Here is an 18,166-nt window from a genome sequence, read left to right on the forward strand (position 1 = left end):
CGGAGGGTGTCCCCGGCTCGCAAGGAGTATCTGGATGGCGCAGGTGAGGCCCATGCGTGCGGACGCCCGGCGCAACTACGAGCGGTTGCTGAGGGCTGCGGCGGACGCCTTCGCCGAGCACGGGGAGAACGCCTCGCTCGACGACATCGCCAAGCGTGCGGGAGTCGGTTCCGGCACGCTCTACCGGCACTTCCCCAACCGGCACGCGCTGTTGGAGGCCGCCTACGTCGGCCGGATCGAGGAGCTCGCGGCACGGGCCGGTGAGCTGGCCGAGGAGTTGCCGCCGGGCGAGGCGCTGGTCGCGTGGCTGAACGAGGTCTGTGTGACGACGATCCAGGTGCGGGGGCTGAAGGCGCTGATGGGTTCGGCCGTCACGGACACCGGCCCGGTGGCGGTCACGGAATGCGGCACCGTCCTCAAGCAGGCGTCGGCCGCGCTGGTGGAGGCGGCGCAGCGGGAGGGGACGCTGCGGGAGGATGTCGAGGCGGTGGAGGTGTTGAGGCTGGCGCACGGAGTGGCCACGGCGTCGGAGCTGGCGAACGGGGAGGGGAAGTACATCCGCCGGTATTTGTCGTTGCTGACGGAGGGGTTGAGGCCGTAGCCGGTCGGGTGACCGGTGCTGCGGCCGCGGCGGGGTGGGCGCGCTCACCTGCGTCGGCAGGGTGCCGCTGCGCCCACCCTGCGATTACAGCGCCTGGGCCGCCGGCTTCACCATGTTGCGGACCGTGCGGGCCTTGACGAAGTCGCCCATGGCCGTCATCTCCCACTCGCCGGAGAACTGGCGGATGAGCTTGGCCATCATCACGCCCGTCTGCGCCTCGGCGCTGGTCAGGTCGAAGCGGACGAGTTCCTCGCCGGTCGCGGCGTCAAGGAGACGGCAGTAGGCCTTGGCGACCTCGGTGAACTTCTGGCCGGAGAAGGAGTTCACGGTGAAGACCAGGCCGCTGACGTCCTGCGGGATTCTGCCCAGGTCGACGATGATGACCTCGTCGTCGCCCCCGCCCTCGCCGGTGAGGTTGTCGCCGGAGTGCTTGATCGCGCCGCCCACGATGGACAGCTTGCCGAAGTAGCAGCTGTCGATGTGGTTGCGCTGCGGGCCGTAGGCGATGACCGACGCGTCCAGGTCGATGTCCTTGCCCCGGTACGCCGGCTCCCAGCCGAGGCCCATCTTGACCTGCGAGAGCAGGGGACGGCCGCCCTTGACCAGGGAGACGGTCTGGTTCTTCTGCAGGCTGACGCGGCCCTTGTCGAGGTTGATCTTCCCGGTGGCGGCAGCGGGGGCGGGCGCGGCGGCCGGGGCGGGCGGGGGCGGTGCCTGGGGCATCGGCGGGGCCGGCGGGGTGACCGGCGGCTGCATCGTGGGCGTCGGGGGAGCCACCGGCTGCGCGGGTGTCGCGGGTTCCTCCACCGTGACACCGAAGTCGGTGGCGATGCCGGCCAGGCCGTTGGCGTAGCCCTGGCCGACCGCTCGGGCCTTCCAGGCGCCGCCGCGGAGGTAGATCTCCACAACGACCAGTGCGGTCTCGGTGCCGAGCTTCGGGGGCGTGAACGTGGCCAGGACGCTGTTGTCGTCCGCGTTGCGGATCGTGGCGGTCGGTTCGACGCCCTGGAAGGTCTGGCCCGCGGCGTCCGGGCTGGCGGTGACCACGATCTTCTCGATGCCCGGGGGGAGGGCGGTGGTGTCGACGGTGATCGCGTCCGGCGCGGCGCCGCCACCCGAGCGGTACGTCACGCCCGGGCCTGCGGGCTGGTTGTAGAAGATGAAGTCGTCGTCGGAGCGCACTTTGCCGTCGGTGGTGAGCAGCAGGCCCGATACGTCGAGCCGCACCGGGGCGGCGACGTCCACCGTCACGCGCGGGGCGGAGAGAGGGATGTTCGAGCCGGGGGTCATAGCTGTCATGCCGGATGAACGAGCCAGGCCGCTTTACCGTTCCCTTACCAGCGACCGATCGGGTCAGCGGTTGCGGTTGCGGGGGTGGTCGCGGGCCGTGCGCTCGTTGCCCCGCTTGTAGTTTCCGGTCCAGCGGGCCATGACCAGCTGGGGATCGGACGTCTCGACCTCGGCGAGGAACTGGGTGGCCCGGGGGCCGTGGAGGGTGGTTGCGGGGCGGTTGTGGTGGGTGATGTGGACGGTGTCGGGGCCGCGTTGTTCGTAGCGGAAACCTTGGGGACGGGGCATGGGGGCGATGGTAGGGCTTCCCGGCGGACCGCCCCCACGCCTTTTTTCGTCCCCTTGCCGTCCCCGAAGGGCTCTGCTTCTCGTCCCCGAAGGGCTCAGCTACGGCACCACCACGATCTTGCGGCCCACTCCCGCCGCGAACTGCTCCAGCGCCTCCGGGTAACGGTCCAACGGGATCCTGTCGCTGATGAAGAGATCCGGGTCCAGGACGCCGTTCGCGAACAGTTCCGCCGCTCGTTCGAAGCTGTGCAACACCGCCATCGAGCCGGTGATCGTCAGCTCCTGGTTGTAGATGCGGTACGGGTCGATCGTCACGCGCGTCGCGTAGTCGGCGACGCCGAACTGCAGGAACGTGCCCGCCTTGGCGACCCGGTCCAGGCCGTCCTGGATCGCCGCCGCGTTCCCCGTCGCGTCGACGACCACGTCCCAGCCCTGCGGCCGGTCCAGCTCGTCCGCGTTCGCGGCGGAGGCCGAGACGCCGAGCCGCTGGGCGGTTTCCAGGCGGGAGGGGTTCACGTCGACCACGTCGACGCTCGCCGCGCCCGTCCGCTTCGCCAGCTCCAGCATCATCAGGCCCATGGTCCCGGAGCCGTAGATCAGGACGTGGGCGCCCAGACGGGACTGCAGCACGTCGTAGCCCCGTATCGCGCACGACAGCGGCTCGACGAGTGCCGCGTCCTGCGTACGGACGTGCTCGGGCAGCCGTACACAGTTCGCGACCGGTGCCACCGCGTACTGCGCCGCGCCCCCGGCCGTCGTCACGCCGATCGCGGCCCAGCGCTCGCAGAGGTTGTTGTGGCCGGTGCGGCAGTGGCGGCACTCGTAGCAGTACAACGACGGGTCCACCGCGACCCGGTCGCCGACCGACACCTCCGTGACCTGCGTGCCCACCCCGACCACCGCGCCGGCGAACTCGTGTCCGGGCACGATCGGCAGCTTGGGCGCGAACTCGCCCTGGAGGATGTGCAGGTCGGTGCCGCACAGGCCGCACGCGGCGACCTCGACGACGACCTCGCGGGGACCCGGCGTCGGGTCCGGGACCTCGGTGACGACGGCACGGCCCACGGACTCGATGACGGCGGCCTTCATTTCACGGCTCCCAACGACAGGCCCTGGACCAGCTTGTCCTGGGCGGCGAACCCCGCGGCGAGCACCGGCAGGGAGATGACGAGCGACGCGGCGCACACCTTCGCCAGGAAGAGGCCCTGGCTGGTGATGAAGCCGGTCAGGAAGACGGGGGCGGTCTCGGCGACCACGCCCGTCAGGACTCGGGCGAACAGCAGCTCGTTCCAGCTGAAGATGAAGCAGATCAACGCCGTCGCCGCGATGCCGGGCAGCGAGATCGGGGCGACCACACGCGCGAGGATCGTCGGCAGGCGTGCTCCGTCGACTCGCGCCGCCTCGATCACCGCGCCCGGGACCTCCGCGAGGAAGGACTGCATCATCCACACCGCGATCGGCAGGTTCATCGACGTGTAGAGGATGACCAGCAGCCAGATGTTGTCGAGCATCCCCGCGTTCTTGGCGAAGAGGTAGATCGGCAGCAGGCCGGCCACCGCCGGCAGCATCTTCGTCGAGAGGAAGAAGAACAGGACGTCCGTCCATTTGCGGACGGGGCGGATCGACAGCGCGTACGCCGCCGGGAGCGCGAGGAGCAGGACCAGCAGCGTCGACGCCAGTGACGCAACTGTCGAGTTGATCAGCGCCGGCCAGGGGCTCGCCCCGCCGCCCGTGCCGAAGAACTCGCGGTAGCCGTCCAGAGTGAGGGCGGCGGTGAAGGACGGCGGGTTGGTCGCCGCGTCCGTCTCCGAATGGAAGGACGTCAGGGCCATCCAGGCGATGGGGAGGAAGAACACGATCCCCAGCAGCCAGGCCACCAGGCCGAGGCCCGCTCCCTTGCTGCGGCCACGGCGCGGTCGTACGGCGATGGCGCTCATGCGCGCGACACCTCCTCGCGGAACAGGGACGACACCACGCGCAGGGCGAAGGTCGCGATGACGATCGAGCCGATGACCACCAGGACGCCCGCGGCCGAGGCGAGGCCGTTCTCGTGGGCCTGGTAGAAGCTCTGGTAGACGGTGTAGGGGAGGTTCGCCGTGCCCAGGCCGCCCGAGGTGAGGGTGAACACCGCGTCGAAGTTCTGGACGATGTAGATCGAGCCGAGCAGGGCGCCCAGCTCCAGGTAGCGGCGCAGGTGCGGGAGCGTCAGGTGGCGGAAGATCTGCCAGTCGCTCGCGCCGTCGACCCTCGCGGCCTCCATCTGCTGCTGGTCGCGGCTCTGCAGGCCGGCCAGCAGGATCAGCATCATGAACGGGGTCCACTGCCAGACGAGGGACGCCTCGACCGCCAGGAGCGGGGTGCTGGAGATCCAGTCGGGCTGCGGGCCGCCCACGTAGTGCAACAGGCCGTTGAGCAGGCCGTATTCGGGGTTGTACAGGACGTGCTTCCAGAGCAGGGCCGCCGCCACCGGGACCACCAGGAAGGGCGCGATGAGGAGGGTGCGGACCACGCCCCGGCCCGGGAACCTCCGGTCCAGGAGCAGGGCGAGCAGCAGACCCAGGACCAGGCTGGCGAGGACCACCGTCGCCGTCAGCAGGACCGTCGTCCACACCGAGTGGCGCAGGTCCGCGTCGGTCAGCACCTGGCGGTAGTTGTCGAGGCCGGTGAAGTGGCGGGCCTTGGGATAGAGGGCGTTCCAGTCGAAGAAGGAGATCACCAGCGTGGCCACGAACGGGAGTTGGGTGACCAGGATCATGAAGATCAGGGCGGGGAGCAGGGGGGCCCGGGTGGCCCAGGCGCGCAGCCGCGCGGAGGGCTGCGCCGAGGTGTGTACGGGCAGTGCGGCCGGTGGGGCCGTCGTGGTCGCGGTCATCGTCCCTCGTACTCCTCGGAGATCCGCTCGGCGAGCTGCTGGGACTTCTTCAGGGCCGACTCGACGGACTGGCGTCCGGCGATGGCCGCGCTGATCTCCTGGGAGACCTTGGTGCCGAGGTCGGTGAACTCGGGGATGCCGACGAACTGGATGCCGGGCGCGGGGCGCGGCTGGACTCCGGGGTCGTCGGGGCGGGCGCCCTCGATGGCGTTCTTGGTCATCTCCTGGAAGGCGGCGGCCTCCTTGCGGTAGGCCGCGTTCTCGTACGTCGACGCGCGCTTGCCGGCGGGGACGTTGGACCAGCCGATCTTGTCGCCGACCAGCTGCTCGTACTGCTTGCCGGAGGCCCAGGAGACGAATTTCCAGGCCTTGTCGGGGTTGCGGGAGGCCTGCTGGACGCCCCAGGCCCAGGTGTAGAGCCAGCCGGCGGAGTCGGTCTTCTCGACGGGGGCGGGGGCGTAGCCGACCTTGCCCTTGACGGGGGAGCCGGACGCCTCCAGTGAACCCGCCGCCGAGGTGGCGTCGTACCACATGGCGACCTTGCCCTGGGTCATGTTGTTGAGGCATTCGGCGAAGCCGGACTGGGCGGCTCCGGACTCACCGTGCTCGCGGACGAGGTCGACGTAGAACTTCGTCGCCCTCTCGAACTCCGGGGAGTTCAGCCGTGCCGTCCAGTCCTTGTCGAACCAGGTGCCGCCGAAGGTGTTCACGACGGTGGTGAGCGGTGCCATGACCTCGCCCCAGCCCGGCAGGCCGCGCAGGCAGATGCCCTTCATGCCGGGCTCCGCTCCGTCCGCCTTCGCCGCCAGGTCGGCCACCTGCTGCCAGGTGGGGTGCGCGGGCATCGTGAGGCCCTTCTTCGCGAACACGTCCTTGCGGTACATGAGGAAGGACGACTCGCCGTAGAAGGGCTGGCCGTAGAGCTTGCCGTCGTCGCCGGTCAGGGACTGGCGCATCGGCTTGAGGACGTCCTGTTCGTCGTACGCCGGGTCCTTGGCGACGTACGTGTTCATCTCGTGCAGCCAGCTGTTGCGGGCGTAGATCGGGATCTCGTAGTTGGAGAGGGTGGCGACGTCGTACTGGCCGGCCTGGTTGGCGAAGTCCTGGCTGATCTTGTCGCGGACGTCGTTCTCCGGCAGGACGGTGAAGTTCACCCTGATGCCGGTCTCCTTGGTGAAGTGGGCGGCGGTGAGCTTCTGCAGCTCCACCATCTGTGGGTTGTTGACCATCAGGACGTTGAGGGAGTCGCCGCCCGACCCCGCCCCGCCGGCGCCGACCCAGCAGCCGGACAGCAGCGGGGCGAGCAGCGTCCCTGCGGCGGCCGCGGCGAGCGTGGCTCGCGGTGGCCGTCGTCGGCTCTGGATGCGCATGGATCGCTCCTGGATGTATCGGGAGACAAAGGGCGCCGTACGGCAAGGGGGTGCCCTTGGAATGGGTGCGTTGGATGTTCAGACCCGGATGACCTGTGGCCCGAGGAGTGCGTAGCGGTGGGCCTCCGACGCCGGGAGCAGGGTGCTCGTCACGATCGTCTCCAGCGCGCCGACCTCGGCGAACCGGCAGAAGCTGACCGCGCCGAACTTGGTGTGCACGCCCGCGAAGACCGTGCGCCGGGCGGCCCGGACGGCTTGGGTCTTGACCTCGCTGACGGCCGGGTCGGGGGTGGTGAGGCCGTGTTCGCGGGTGATGCCGTTGGCGCCGATGTAGGCGAGGTCGACGACGAAGCCGGCGAGCATCTTCGTCGTCCAGTGGTCGACGGTGGCGAGTGTGCCGGGGCGCACCCGGCCGCCGAGGAGCAGGACGGAGACGTTGTCGGCCTCGGCGAGCGCGCCCGCGACCGGCAGGGACGCGGTGACCACGGTCAGCGGCCGGTCCCGGGGCAGTGCCTCGGCGATGAGCTGCGGAGTGAAGCCCTCGTCGACGAAGACCGTCTCGGCGTCGCCGAGCAGTTCGGCCGCGGCGGCCGCGATCCGGCGCTTCTCGGGGACGTGGCTGGTGGCGCGGAAGGCGAGCGTCGTCTCGAAGCCGGCGCTCTCCACGGGGTAGGCGCCGCCGTGCGTGCGGCGCACCAGTCCGTGGTCCTCCAGGGCGCGCAGATCCCGTCGTACGGTCTCTTTGGCGACGCCCAGTTCGGCCGCGAGGGCGGTGACGTCGACCGAGCCGGTGGCGCGCGCGACCCGCACGATCTCCCGCTGGCGCTCCTCCGCCGTTTTGGGGGTCATCGTCCCTACACCTCGCTCTCTTGCCCGTTCGGGCCCGGTGGGGCCATGGGGGAAGTTCTACAGCGGGTGCGTGGCAGTGACCAGGTCTGTTGCAGGCCCGATGCTGCCCGTATCGGTCCGTTTGTGCAGCGGAGTGCCCGGCTCGGACCTGCGCGCTCGTCGTGGGCGGCGTGGGATCGGGCGGCGTCGGTGCCCGAATGCGGCGGCGGGCGGGCCCGTTCGGTGCCCGCCCGCCGTGTCGCAGGTCTTTTTCGGTGCGGTCAGTACGGCCAGATCGGCGGGTCGCTCACGAAGTGGCCGCCCAGGTAGGCGTGCGCGATGTTCTCCGGGTCGAGGTCGCCCTGCTCGGCGATCAGCTTCTCGGCGTACGGCTCGGAGTCGTCCTGCGGCTCGTAGCCGAGCGCCCGCGCGGTGGTCAGGTCCCACCACAGCCGGGTGTTGGCGGAGGAGCCGTGGACGACGGTGTGGCCCACGTTCTCCGCGGTCAGGGCCGCGTGCAGCAGGCGCGCGCCGTCGGCCGGGCTCATCCAGACCGAGAGCATCCGCACACTGGTCGGCTCCGGGAAGCAGGAGCCGATGCGCACCGACACCGTCTCCAGGCCGTACTTGTCCCAGTAGAACTGGGCGAGGTCCTCGCCGAAGGACTTGGACAGGCCGTAGAAGGTGTCCGGGCGGCGCGGGGTGTCGATCGGGATGAGGGGGTCGTCGCCCTGGGGGCGCGGGGTGAAGCCGACCGCGTGGTTGGAGGAGGCGAAGACGATTCGCTCCACGCCCTCCTCGCGGGCCGCCTCGTACAGGTTGTAGGTGCCCTCGATGTTCGAGCGCAGGATCTTCTCGAAGGGGGCTTCCAGGGAGATGCCCGCGAGGTGGATGATCGCGTCGACGCCTCGCACGGCCTCGCGCAGGGCCTCCTTGTCGGCCAGGTCCGCGATGATTGCGTCCGGCTCGCCCTCGAGGGGCCGCACGTCGAGCAGGCGCAGCTCGTAGCCGTAGTCCGGGAGCAGGCCCCGCATCAGGGTGCCGAGCCCGCCGGCGGCGCCGGTGAGCAGAACGGTGCGGGGAGCTGGCATCCTCGGGTCTCCTTGCGTTGACAGCCGCATTCATGTACAGGATTCACATTCGTGGACACGCTAAGGATCGCTGCCGTGCTGCGTCAAGTATGGCGCGGAGCTGGTCGTTCTCCGCCGAGGCGAGACGTGTCTGCTTGACCGCCGCTTGTGCGGCTCCTTAGGGTGGGCGCGTTCAGAAATATAAACAAGGATCATAAGAGTGAGCGCCTGATCTAGGGAGAGCCCGTGACGCCAGCCCCGCTCGCCGCACGCCTGTGTGTCCCCAGCGGCCCGCTGTTCTTCCCCGTCACCGCCTACGGCCCCGACGGCTCGGTCGACCTCGACACCTACCGCGCGCATGTCCGCCGCGGCATCGAGGCCGGGGCCGCCGCCGTCTTCGCGTGCTGCGGCACCGGGGAGTTCCACGCGCTCACGCCCGAGGAGTTCGAGGCGTGCGTAGGGGCCGCCGCGGAGGAGGCCGACGGGCGTGTGCCGGTCGTCGCGGGCGCCGGCTACGGGACCGCGCTCGCGGTGCGCTACGCGCGGCTGGCACAGGCGGCCGGAGCGGACGGACTGCTCGCCATGCCCCCCTACCTCGTGATCGCCGGGCAGCAGGGCCTGCTGCGTCACTACCGCGAGCTGGCCTCGGCGACCGAGCTGCCCGTCATCGTCTACCAGCGCGACAACGCCGTGTTCACTCCGGAGACCGTCGTCGAACTGGCACGCACCGAGGGGATCATCGGGCTCAAGGACGGGCTCGGCGACCTGGACCTCATGCAGCGCATCGTCAGCGCCGTCCGCTCCGAGGTCCCCGGCGACTTCCTCTACTTCAACGGCCTGCCGACCGCGGAACAGACCCAGCTCGCCTACCGCGGCATAGGCATCACGCTCTACTCCTCCGCCGTGTTCTGCTTCGCCCCCGAGATCGCCCGCGCCTTCTACGACGCCCTCGCCTCCGGCGACGACATCACCGCGCACCGGCTGCTCGACGGCTTCTACCGGCCGTTCGTCGAACTGCGCGCCCAGGGCCGCGGCTACGCCGTCGCCCTCGTCAAGGCCGGCGTACGGCTGCGCGGCCTCGACGTGGGGGAGGTCCGGCCCCCGCTGCACGAGCCGAGCGAGGATCATGTCAAGCAGCTCGCTCAGCTGATCGAGCGTGGGTACACGCTGCTGGACGAGAAGTGAAACCGCTGCCGGACGGCACCGAGTGACGTTGCCGCCGGACGACAAGTGAAGCTGCCGCAGGAGGACAAGTGAAGGCGTCGACATTCGTCTACCCCTGGGACGTCAACGGCGACCCCGAGGCCCCGGCCCGCATCGCCGGGCTCGGGGTGCGGCAGGTGACGCTCGCCGCCGCCTATCACTCCACCCGCGCCCTCACCCCGCGTCACCCGCGCCACCGCATCGTCACCGCCGAGCACGCCGCCGTGCTCTATCCGCCGGACGGCCGCTGGGAGGGCCGCGCCCTGCGCCCCTACCGGGCCGGTGACTGGGCCCCGGGCGACGCGTACGGCGAGGCGGCCGCCGCGCTCGCCGACGCCGGTCTGGACGTGCACACCTGGGTGGTCCTCGCGCACAACTCCCGCCTGGGCGCGGAACACCCGGGCACCTCGGTCGTCAACGCCTACGGGGACCGCTACCCGTGGGCCCCGTGCATCGCACAGCCCGCCACACGCGCGTACCTCGTCGACCTGGCCGCCGAGGCCGCCGTACGGCCCGGCGCGGGCGGCACCGAGCTGGAGTCGCTCGGCTGGTACGGCCTCCAGCACCTGCACGCCCACGACAAGACCGGCGGGGTCGGCCTCGGGGACGCCGGGCAGTACCTGATGGCGCTGTGCTTCTGCTCCACCTGCCGGGAGGGGTACGGCGCCCAGGGCCTCGACGCCGACGCACTCGCCGCCGCCGTACGCACCGCGCTGGAGCCGCTCTGGCAGGGCGCCCCGGACGACGGGGGCTGGCCGGGCGTCGAGAAGCTGCTCGGCGAGGCGACGGCGGCGGCCACGCGCGCGTGGCGCGACGAAACCGCCCGCACCCTCCAGGAGGCGGCGGTCGCCGCGGTTCGTGCGGCCGCACCCGAAGGCTTCCAGGTGCTGCTGCACGCGGACCCCGTCACGTACCACGTCGGCGCCAACCCTGGCGTCGACCCCGCGCACATCCTGTCCGTCGCGGACGGCGTGGTCGTGCCCTGCGCGGGCGGCCCCGGCCCGCTCACGCCGTTCACCGAGCAGGGCCGCGCGGACGCGGTCCTCGCCGCCAACCTGGGCGTCGTCTCCGGCATGGGCGGCAGCCCGGGCACCCTGGCGGCGGACGCGGCGCGCGCCCGCGACCTCGGGGCCACGGAACTGCGGCTGTATCACGCCGGGTTGGCGTCGGACGGGGACCTGGAAGCGGTGCGCTCGGCGCTCGCCGGGCTCTGAAGGAGCGGGGCGGCCGTCGCCAGCCACGCCAGGCCGAGGACGGGCAACACCAGCCGGTGGTCGACCAGTTCGACGAGTCCGGCGCCCACGGCAAGGCCGATCACGTTCGGCGTGAAGATCAGCGTGTTGGCCGTGGCGGCCGTCCGCCCCAGAGTTGCGTCCGGCGTCTCGCGCTGTATGGCGGTGAGCGCGGCGATCAGGACGCACGGCAGCCCCACGCCGCCCGCCGCGCTGCACACGAGGGCGACCGCGTCGGACGGGATCGCCCGCATCCCCGCCGAGCCGGCCGTCAGGGCGATGCCGTACGCGGCGAAGCGGCGTGCGCCGAGTCGGCGCAGGGCGGGTCCGGAGAGCACCCCCACCGCCACCGAGCCGGCGCCCTGGACGGCGTACAGCACACCGGCGTAGGCGGGGGAGTGCCCCAGGCCGTCGATGACGGCGTAGATCATCGTCCCGCTGAGGCCGGCGAACAGCATGGTGGTGCCGCCGGCCAGGACGAGCGGGCGGAGCCGGGGCTGTGTCCAGAGGTGGCGGGCGCCCTCGGCGGTCTGGACCCGCCAGCCGGTCGTGGGCGGCTCGGGCTTGCTCTCGTGGACGCGGAGGCAGGCGTACAGACCGGACGCGGCCACGAAGGTGACCGCGTCCAGAAAGGCGACGCTCGGGCCGCCGTACGCCGCGTAGAGGCCCGCGCCGGCCAGCGGGGCGAGGAGTTTCATGCCCTCGTTGGCTGTCATGCGCAGCCCGTTGAAGTCGCCGAGGAGGGCGGGGTCGACGGCGCCCGCGACGAGGGCCGATTCGGCGGCGTCGTGTACGACGCCCGCGGCGCCGTACACGAACAGGACCGCGTAGAGCAGCCACAGGCGGCTCGGGGAGTCGACGGTGAAGAGGGTGAGCAGGAGGGCGGCCAGGAGGAGGTTCGCGCCGATCAGCAGGGGTTTGCGGCGGACGCGGTCGGCGAGCGTGCCGAGCAGCGGGCCGACGAGCGTGGGCGCCCACATAGCGAGCAGACACAGCGCGGCCAGCCCGTCCGAACCGGTCAGCTCCTTGACCCACACGCCCGACGCGAGCCACAGCGCCGACGTCCCGAAGCCGGAGACCACCACCCCCGCGAGATACAGCCCCGCATTGCGGTCCCGCAGGACGCGCAACACCGTCCATGTCGATGTCGTCATGCCTGGTCATCGTGGAGCTAAGGAGGGGGCCTGCGGATCGGGCGGGTGCCCTAGAAAACCGGGCCGCGGGCCTACAGCTCGTCGTGACCGGGGTTGTACGGTCCGCCCACCACCGCCGGGAGCACGGTCCTCAGATAGCGGCGCACGTCGTCGGCGTCGTTGATCTCACGGCCACTGATGTTGAGGGGCGCGGGGTTGTGGTTGGGGCCGATGCCCAGGATGTTCCAGAAGAAGTTGGAGATCATGCCCCAGTTGTTCTCCATGTGCTGCAGCCACTCGGGGATGCCGGTGCGCGAGCTGTCCCAGGAGAACATCGCGTCCCGGAAGACACCTTCGAGGTCGTTGAAGCGGGCGGCCTCGGACGTGAACTGGATGAGCAGCATCAGCGCGCGAGCGGTCGTCTGCGGGTGGCTGTTGGCCGCCGTCTGGTTGGCCAGGTCCAGGATGGCCTGCCGGACGCTCCAGAAGGCGACCGGCATCTCGGACCGGTTGCGGCCGGCCCTGGCCACGATCGAGTTGTAGTTGCCGCCGAAGGGCAGGATCTGCCGCGCCGTGGGGATGGCCGCGTTGATGTGGACGTCGTTGAAGAAGTAGGAGACGCCGGCGTTCGCCTGGGGGGAGAAACCGATCACGTAGAGGTTGTCGGGGTTGATCCAGAGGTCCACCGCCCTGCGCCTGCCACTGTCGTCGTCGGCGCTCAGCGAAACCCTGACGACACCCTCGTTCTCGGAGGCGTTCTGCGTGACCTCCACACCTTGGGCCGAGAAGCCGACCGCGGCGCGCAGGCTCGCGAGGAACGAGGAGTACGCGATCCTGAGGTTCGAGCCGGGAGAGGATCCCAGGTCCAGCCAGACGTGGTTGACCTGGCCGTTACCGGTCGTCGCCGCCGCGGGCTGAGCGGGGGAGAGGACTCCGGCGCCGACGGACAGCGCCAGGGTGAGGGCGAGCACCGCCTGGCGTAAGGCCCGGCCGAGCTTTTTGAAGGTACGCATGTCGTTCCGATCGCGAGTGGGTTCCTGCCAGGCGGCTGCCTGCGCCGATGACGCTAGGCCGCCGACCCGATCGGAGGTGGTCCGTCAGCGCACGGAACCATGCCTTCCAGTGCACAGGTGTTCAGCGGAATGCCTTCCAGGGGGCTCACCGGCGGCCTCACGGGCGGCCGATGAGGCGGTCGATGACGCGACCGATGAGTTTCGCCGCCGGCCGGGGTCTGCACGGGTATGGACACCGACACCACCACCCTCGACCTCGGACCGCAGACCCGGATCGTCGCCCGTCTCGCGGCGGGCGTGCGGGAGGAGCAGCTGACGGACGCCACCCCGTGCCCGGGGACCGCGGTGCGCAACATGCTCGGGCACCTGGTCGGGCTGGCCGTCGCCTTCCGTGACGCCGGGCGCAAGGACCTGGGCGCCACGACCGACACCAGCCCCGCCGCCGCCGTGCCCGACATCGGCCCCGGCTGGCGCGAGGAGCTGCCCCAGGTCCTCGACGAGCTGGCCGCGGCCTGGCGCGACCCCGACGCCTGGACCGGCATGACCCGCGCGGGCGGCATCGACCTGCCGGGCGCGGTCGCCGGTGCCGTGGCGGCCGACGAGCTGGTCGTCCACGCCTGGGACCTGGCCCGGGCCACCGGGCAGCCGTACGAGCCGGACCCCGCCGCGCTGCGGGCGTCGTACGAGTTCCTCCTCGCCGCCGCCGACGAACCCGACCGGGGCGGTGGCCTCTTCGGCCCCGTCGTCCCGGTCCCACCCGACGCCCCCCTCCTGGACCGGGCCGTGGGGCTGAGCGGACGCGACCCGGGCTGGACGAGCGCGCCGTAGGGCCTGTCCGGCGGATCATGCCGCAGACGCGGGGCCTTATCGGCGCCGGTGAGCGGGGCCTGGTGCGTCCAGCTGCAAGGCGGAGGAAATCCACAAGCGCGTGGCCCGGCCCGACCGTACGCTCCGCGCATGTCTCCAGACCTCACCCTCACCGTCCTCGGCACCGCCTCCCCCCACCCGCGGCCCGACCAACCCTGCTCCGGGTACCTCCTGCGCGGCGGTGGGGCCGAGGTGTGGGTGGACGCGGGGCCCGGCAGCTTCGCAGAGTTGCAGCGGCACACGGATCCGGCGCGACTGAGCGCGATCTGGATCTCCCATCTGCACGCCGACCACGATGCCGATCTGCTGTCCGCCTTCTACGGCCTCGCGTACGGAGGGATCACTGCGCCCACGCCCGTTCCCGTCTACGCTCCACGCGAGGCCACCCAGCGGCTCGCGGGCTTCTTCGGCCGTCCCGACGGGAGCTTCCTGGCGGGCACTCTCGACTTCAGCCCCCTGTACGACGGCCACACCGCCCGGCACGGCGGCCTGCTTCTGACCGCGCGTGCCGTCGTGCACGACGTCGAGGCGTACGGGCTGCGGGCCGAGTGCGAGGGCCGGGTGCTCGCGTACTCCGGGGACAGCGGACCCTGCGCCGCCCTGACCGCGCTCGCCCGTGACGCCGATCTGTTCCTGTGTGAGGCCGACATCGATCGGCATCACGAAGGCGAACAGGTCCACCTGACCCCTGAGGACGCCGGCGGCACGGCACGAGAGGCGGGCGTCGGACGGCTGCTCGTCACCCACGTCGGCCCCACCCTCACCCCCGAGTCGGCGACCGCCCGGGCGGCGTCGGCGTTCGGCGGGCCCACCGCCACCGCCCGGGTGGGTGAGACCGGGGCGGTCTGACGTCACGCCAACTTCCTTTGTCAGAAGCATTGACGAAACACAGGCGCCCTCCTAGTTTCAACGCGTCGTACTTCGTACGTCATATATGAGACGCGATACGTGAGATCCGATACGTGAGATCCGAGAGGCGCGCATGACCTCTGTGCCCACGCCGATCCCCTCCCGCACGCAGTACGTGCTGGAAGGGATCAAACACCGCATCCTGACCGGGCAGTTGACGCCGGGACAGGCCCTGGTCGAGACCGAGATCGCCGCACAGTTCGGGGTGTCCAAGACCCCGGTGCGCGAGGCGCTGAAGACCCTGGCCGGCACCGGGCTGGTCGTGATGAGCCAGTACAAGGGCGTCACGGTGCGCATGGTGGACGCGGACATGGCGCGCGAGGTCTACGACGTGCGGCTGCTGCTGGAGCCGGAGGCGCTGCGCCGGTCGGTGCGGCGCGGGGCCTCCCTGGACGCCGCGCGGGACGCGCTGACCCGGGCCGACGACGCCACGGACACCGCCGAACGCTCCCTGGCCAACCGGGCGTTCCACCGCGCCCTGTACGTGCCGTGCGGCAACCCGCTGCTCGGCCGGATGCTCGACGAGGTCCGCGACCAGGCCGCCCTGGTCTCCGCCGTCGCCTGGGCCGCCGACCCGTCCTGGGAGCGGGAAGCCGCCGAGCACCGCGACATCCTGCGGCTCGCCCTGGACGGCGACGCGGACGGCGCGGCGAGCGCGCTCCATGCCCATATCGCGTCCTTCGTCCAGCGGGCGTTCCCCGAGGCACCGGAACAGGAAGGTCAGGAATGAGCAGCGTGGCGTTCGAGACCCAGCGGGCGGCCCTGGCCGACGTGGTGGCGATCCCGGTGACCCCGTTCGCCGAGGACGGCTCCGTCGACCAGGAGACCCACCGGGCCCTGCTGCGCCGTCTGCTCGACGGCGGGATCACCACGCTCACCCCCAACGGCAACACCGGCGAGTTCTACGCCCTCACCCCCGAGGAGCGCCGCCTGGTCACCGAGCTGACGATCGATGAGGCAGGGAATCGTTCAACGATCCTCGTCGGCGTCGGGCACGACGTGCCCACCGCCATCGCCTCCGCCCGCCACGCTCAGGAGCTGGGCGCGGCCATGGTGATGGTCCACCAGCCCGTCCACCCGTACGTCTCGCAGAGCGGCTGGGTCGACTACCACCGCGCCATCGCCGAGGCCGTGCCCGAGCTGGGTGTGGTCCCCTACATCCGCAACGCGCAGCTGGCCGGTGCCCGGCTCGCCGAACTCGCGGACGTCTGCCCGAACGTCATCGGCGTCAAGTACGCCGTCCCGGACGCCGCCCGCTTCGCCGCCTTCGCCCGGGACGCGGGTCTGGAACGCTTCGTCTGGGTCGCCGGCCTCGCCGAGCCGTACGCCCCGTCGTACTTCTCCGCGGGCGCCACCGGCTTCACCTCGGGGCTCGTGAACGTCAACCCGGCCGTTTCGCTGAACATGATCGAAGCGCTTCGATCGGGCGACTTCCCGGCCGCGATGAAGGTCTGGGAGCAGATCCGCCGCTTCGAGGAGCTGCGCGCGGCCAACGGCTCCGCCAACAACGTCACCGTCGTCAAGGAGGCCCTCGCCTCCCTCGGAGTGTGCCGCCGGGACGTACGCCCCCCGAGCCGGCCGCTGCCCGAGGATGAGCGCGCGGAGGTCGCCGCCATCGCCGCCGGGTGGTCCATATGAGCGCACCGACCAGCAGGAAGCGCCCGGAAGAGCTGCGCAGCCACCAGTGGTACGGCACCGAGGGACTGCGCTCCTTCAGCCACCGCGCCCGCACCCGCCAGCTCGGCTACCTCCCCGAGGAGCACCTGGGCAAGCCCGTCATCGCGATCCTCAACACCTGGTCCGACATCAACCCCTGCCATGTGCACCTCCGTGACCGGGCGCAGGCGGTCAAGCGGGGTGTGTGGCAGGCGGGCGGCTTCCCGCTGGAGTTCCCGGTCTCCACCCTCAGCGAGACCTTCCAGAAGCCGACCCCCATGCTCTACCGCAACATGCTCGCGATGGAGACCGAGGAGCTGCTGCGCTCCTACCCGGTGGACGGGGCCGTGCTGATGGGCGGTTGCGACAAGACGACGCCCGCGCTGCTCATGGGTGCCGCCTCCGTCGACCTGCCGACCGTCTTCGTGCCCGCCGGTCCCATGCTGCCCGGCCACTGGCGCAACGAGGTCCTGGGCTCCGGAACCGACATGTGGAAGTACTGGGACGACAAGCGGGCCGGCCTCATCGGTGACTGCGAGATGGCCGAGCTGGAGAACGGCCTCGCGCGCTCGCCGGGCCACTGCATGACGATGGGGACGGCGTCCACGCTGACGGCGGCGGCGGAGGCGCTGGGCGTGACGGTGCCGGGAGCGTCGAGCATTCCGGCCGTGGACTCGGGGCACGATCGGATGGCCGCCGCGGCCGGCATGAGGATCGTTGAACAAGTCCACAAGGGGCGCGTCCTCTCGGAGATCCTCACCCCCGACGCCTTCGAGGACGCGGTGACGACCGTCCTCGGCCTCGGCGGCTCCACCAACGCCGTGATCCACCTGATCGCCATGGCCGGCCGCGCCGGTGTCAGGCTCACCCTGGACGACTTCGACCGCATCGCCCGCACGGTCCCCGTCCTGGCCAACGTCCGCCCCGGCGGCCGGACCTACCTGATGGAGGACTTCCACTTCGCCGGCGGCCTGCCCGGCTTCCTCTCCCGGATCCCGGACCTGCTCCACCTGGACCGGCCGACCGTCTCGTACGACACCCTGCGCGAGCAGATCGCCGACGCGCAGGTGCACAACGACGACGTCATCCGACCGCGCGAGAACCCGGTCGCGCGCGAGGGCGGGGTCGCCGTCCTGCGCGGCAACCTCTGCCCGGACGGTGCCGTCATCAAGCACATCGCTGCCGAGCAGCACCTGCTCAAGCACACCGGCCCCGCCGTCGTCTTCGACGACTACAGGACGATGCAGCGCACCATCAACGACCCCGAGCTGGGCATCACCGCCGACAGCGTGCTGGTGCTGCGCAACGCCGGGCCCAAGGGCGGCCCCGGCATGCCCGAGTACGGCATGCTGCCGATCCCCGACCACCTGCTCAAGCAGGGCGTGCGGGACATGGTGCGGATCTCCGACGCCCGGATGAGCGGCACGAGTTACGGCGCGTGCGTGCTGCACGTGGCGCCGGAGTCGTACATCGGCGGACCGCTGGCGCTCGTGCGCACGGGGGACTCGATCACCCTGGACGTCGAGGCGCGCACGCTCCACCTCGACGTGGACGACGAGGAACTGGAGCGGCGCAGGGCGCGGTGGACCCCACCGCCCGTCCGCTACGAGCGTGGCTACGGCGCGCTCTACAACGAGCAGATCACCCAGGCCGACACCGGCTGCGACTTCGAGTTCCTGGCCCGCCCGGGCAAGGTGCAGGACCCGTACGCCGGCTGAACCGCCGCACCACAGCACGCAGCACGACCCCGTACGCAGCACGACCTCGCACACCCCTGCACAGGAAGAAAGCGCTTCACCCGCACACGAGCACACCGCACGCACACGCACGACGC

Annotated in this window: 18 protein-coding genes; 8 read left to right on the forward strand and 10 right to left on the reverse strand. The window is 71.2% G+C overall.

Annotated features, from left to right (window positions below; genetic code table 11):
• Positions 1-34: 34 nt before the first annotated feature.
• Positions 35-601: a TetR/AcrR family transcriptional regulator gene (locus tag ACFYWX_RS17460; RefSeq protein WP_389424898.1), complete on the forward strand. Its 567-nt coding sequence runs from the start codon at positions 35-37 to the stop codon at positions 599-601.
• Between the two features lie 84 nt (positions 602-685).
• Here ACFYWX_RS17460 and ACFYWX_RS17465 read toward each other — a convergent pair whose 3' ends face one another.
• The 8 genes from ACFYWX_RS17465 to ACFYWX_RS17500 form a co-directional block, all read right to left on the reverse strand.
• Positions 686-1,891, reverse strand: a complete 1,206-nt coding sequence (locus tag ACFYWX_RS17465) for a TerD family protein (protein WP_389424957.1) — start codon at positions 1,889-1,891, stop codon at positions 686-688.
• Positions 1,892-1,954: 63 nt separating this feature from the next.
• The gene (locus ACFYWX_RS17470; protein ID WP_389424899.1) at positions 1,955-2,179 is read right to left on the reverse strand and encodes a hypothetical protein; all 225 of its coding nucleotides are present in this window, start codon (positions 2,177-2,179) and stop codon (positions 1,955-1,957) included.
• A 99-nt stretch (positions 2,180-2,278) separates the two neighbouring features.
• The gene (locus ACFYWX_RS17475; protein ID WP_389424900.1) at positions 2,279-3,268 is read right to left on the reverse strand and encodes a zinc-dependent alcohol dehydrogenase family protein; all 990 of its coding nucleotides are present in this window, start codon (positions 3,266-3,268) and stop codon (positions 2,279-2,281) included.
• Positions 3,265-4,116: a carbohydrate ABC transporter permease gene (locus ACFYWX_RS17480; RefSeq protein WP_389424901.1), complete on the reverse strand. Its 852-nt coding sequence runs from the start codon at positions 4,114-4,116 to the stop codon at positions 3,265-3,267. The genes ACFYWX_RS17475 and ACFYWX_RS17480 overlap by 4 nt, the downstream gene beginning before the upstream one ends.
• The gene (locus tag ACFYWX_RS17485; RefSeq protein WP_389424902.1) at positions 4,113-5,051 is read right to left on the reverse strand and encodes a carbohydrate ABC transporter permease; all 939 of its coding nucleotides are present in this window, start codon (positions 5,049-5,051) and stop codon (positions 4,113-4,115) included. The genes ACFYWX_RS17480 and ACFYWX_RS17485 overlap by 4 nt, the downstream gene beginning before the upstream one ends.
• Positions 5,048-6,421 carry an ABC transporter substrate-binding protein gene (locus ACFYWX_RS17490; protein WP_389424903.1) on the reverse strand — a complete coding sequence of 458 codons (1,374 nt, stop codon included), beginning with the start codon at positions 6,419-6,421 and terminating at the stop codon, positions 5,048-5,050. The genes ACFYWX_RS17485 and ACFYWX_RS17490 overlap by 4 nt, the downstream gene beginning before the upstream one ends.
• A 78-nt stretch (positions 6,422-6,499) precedes the next feature.
• The gene (locus tag ACFYWX_RS17495; RefSeq protein ID WP_389424904.1) at positions 6,500-7,270 is read right to left on the reverse strand and encodes a DeoR/GlpR family DNA-binding transcription regulator; all 771 of its coding nucleotides are present in this window, start codon (positions 7,268-7,270) and stop codon (positions 6,500-6,502) included.
• 260 nt (positions 7,271-7,530) lie between these two features.
• Entirely contained in the window at positions 7,531-8,340 is an 810-nt protein-coding gene (locus tag ACFYWX_RS17500; protein ID WP_389424905.1) for an NAD-dependent epimerase/dehydratase family protein, read from the reverse strand.
• Positions 8,341-8,565: 225 nt separating this feature from the next.
• On the opposite strand from ACFYWX_RS17500, the gene ACFYWX_RS17505 reads away from it, so the two are divergent.
• Together ACFYWX_RS17505 and ACFYWX_RS17510 are read left to right on the forward strand one after the other, a co-directional pair.
• Positions 8,566-9,504 (forward strand): 5-dehydro-4-deoxyglucarate dehydratase, encoded by a 939-nt coding sequence (locus tag ACFYWX_RS17505; RefSeq protein ID WP_389424906.1) that lies wholly within the window; start codon positions 8,566-8,568, stop codon positions 9,502-9,504.
• A gap of 68 nt (positions 9,505-9,572) precedes the next feature.
• Complete coding sequence (locus ACFYWX_RS17510) at positions 9,573-10,736, forward strand: hypothetical protein (RefSeq protein WP_389424907.1); 1,164 nt, start codon at positions 9,573-9,575, stop codon at positions 10,734-10,736.
• On the opposite strand, the gene ACFYWX_RS17515 is transcribed toward ACFYWX_RS17510, so the two are convergent.
• Complete coding sequence (locus ACFYWX_RS17515; RefSeq protein ID WP_389424908.1) at positions 10,673-11,908, reverse strand: MFS transporter; 1,236 nt, start codon at positions 11,906-11,908, stop codon at positions 10,673-10,675. The genes ACFYWX_RS17510 and ACFYWX_RS17515 overlap by 64 nt on opposite strands.
• Positions 11,909-11,979: 71 nt before the next feature.
• Positions 11,980-12,900, reverse strand: coding sequence for a ribosome-inactivating family protein (locus ACFYWX_RS17520; RefSeq protein WP_389424909.1), 921 nt, complete (start codon positions 12,898-12,900; stop codon positions 11,980-11,982).
• A 228-nt stretch (positions 12,901-13,128) separates the two neighbouring features.
• On the opposite strand from ACFYWX_RS17520, the gene ACFYWX_RS17525 reads away from it, so the two are divergent.
• The 5 genes from ACFYWX_RS17525 (at position 13,129) to araD (ending at position 18,050) form a co-directional block, all read left to right on the forward strand.
• Positions 13,129-13,728, forward strand: coding sequence for a TIGR03086 family metal-binding protein (locus ACFYWX_RS17525; RefSeq protein ID WP_389424910.1), 600 nt, complete (start codon positions 13,129-13,131; stop codon positions 13,726-13,728).
• A gap of 129 nt (positions 13,729-13,857) precedes the next feature.
• Positions 13,858-14,616: an MBL fold metallo-hydrolase gene (locus tag ACFYWX_RS17530; RefSeq protein WP_389424911.1), complete on the forward strand. Its 759-nt coding sequence runs from the start codon at positions 13,858-13,860 to the stop codon at positions 14,614-14,616.
• A 133-nt stretch (positions 14,617-14,749) separates the two neighbouring features.
• A complete protein-coding gene (locus tag ACFYWX_RS17535) occupies positions 14,750-15,406 on the forward strand; it encodes a GntR family transcriptional regulator (RefSeq protein WP_389424912.1) in 657 nt (218 codons plus the stop codon).
• A complete protein-coding gene (locus ACFYWX_RS17540) occupies positions 15,403-16,314 on the forward strand; it encodes a dihydrodipicolinate synthase family protein (protein ID WP_389424913.1) in 912 nt (303 codons plus the stop codon). Before ACFYWX_RS17535 ends, ACFYWX_RS17540 begins: the two co-directional genes overlap by 4 nt.
• Complete coding sequence (araD, locus tag ACFYWX_RS17545) at positions 16,311-18,050, forward strand: L-arabinonate dehydratase (protein WP_389424914.1); 1,740 nt, start codon at positions 16,311-16,313, stop codon at positions 18,048-18,050. Before ACFYWX_RS17540 ends, araD begins: the two co-directional genes overlap by 4 nt.
• The last annotated feature ends 116 nt before the right edge of the window (positions 18,051-18,166 follow it).

This window comes from Streptomyces sp. NPDC002888, from assembly GCF_042888465.1.
Taxonomy (GTDB): domain Bacteria; phylum Actinomycetota; class Actinomycetes; order Streptomycetales; family Streptomycetaceae; genus Streptomyces.